General features: G+C 38.5%; 1 protein-coding gene and 1 pseudogene. One reads left to right on the top strand and one right to left on the bottom strand.

What is annotated here, in order from left to right; all coding sequences use genetic code 11:
• A pseudogene (locus tag AC27IT_RS27730) lies at window positions 1-116 on the top strand (IS30 family transposase); the annotation flags it as partial.
• A gap of 63 nt (window positions 117-179) precedes the next feature.
• On the opposite strand, the gene AC27IT_RS27725 reads toward AC27IT_RS27730, so the two are convergent.
• On the bottom strand, window positions 180-452 hold the full coding sequence (locus AC27IT_RS27725) for a hypothetical protein (RefSeq protein ID WP_005835159.1): 273 nt from the start codon (window positions 450-452) through the stop codon (window positions 180-182).
• Window positions 453-780 lie beyond the last annotated feature (328 nt).

Raw genomic sequence — 780 nt, 5'->3', positions numbered from 1 at the left:
TATCAACGGAAGAATTGATCCATGCGTTATATCTCATTAACAATCGTCCAAGAAAGTGTTTGGGTTGGAAGACCGCCTACGAATCATTCATGGAGGCAGTGTCGCACTTGGCTTGACAATCCGTCATAAAGAAAAAAACGGAATCGCGTACAGGATTCCGAATGATTTGTTCTATATACTTAGGGCTCGATTTTCTTCTTTAGGATGTTAATCTGTTTAGATTCTTTCGGATTATCTATGTAGTAGATCTCCTGAGCACCTGCGTTATAGATCCATAGGTCACCTTGAGCAGTAGTCGTGACGTGGACTAATCCACTCCCGTTCTCATCCCTAAAAAAGACCCTGTAGTCCTGTAGAGATTCACTTGTTTGTGCCGTAGAAATTATTGCCCAAGTTAAAGACCCAGCAACAAAAGCCGAGACGATCAACAAAACTCCTTGCAACTTAGACATAAACAGCCTCCTTCGTATAGAGCAAGTCATTCATTCAAAACAGAAGCAAAAGGATTTATACAAAAAATTAAAGAAGAGTAACATTATGCTACTCTTCCATATAATTGTATATTACTTGAAATCTATAGACCATTCAATATAATGGGTAGGTTCAGTATAAGATCCAGTATACGTATTAGTTACTTTTCCAGTAAGCCAGTTCTTTTAAGCCCCAAAATTGGATTTGAGTCATACCCCCTTATCTTGTTAAGCTGATATCAGAAGAACAGAGGGGGATATTTTTATGCAACGGAGACGCTATTCAATCGAGTTCAAACAACAATTGATC

Source organism: Brevibacillus sp. YAE8 (assembly GCF_057543335.1).
This window is presented reverse-complemented; position numbering and strand designations above follow the sequence as displayed.

Bases quoted from the DNA above. Each gene is read 5' to 3' on its own strand.
- AC27IT_RS27725 (WP_005835159.1), bottom strand. From the start codon at position 452: ATGTCTAAGTTGCAAGGAGTTTTGTTGATCGTCTCGGCTTTTGTTGCT.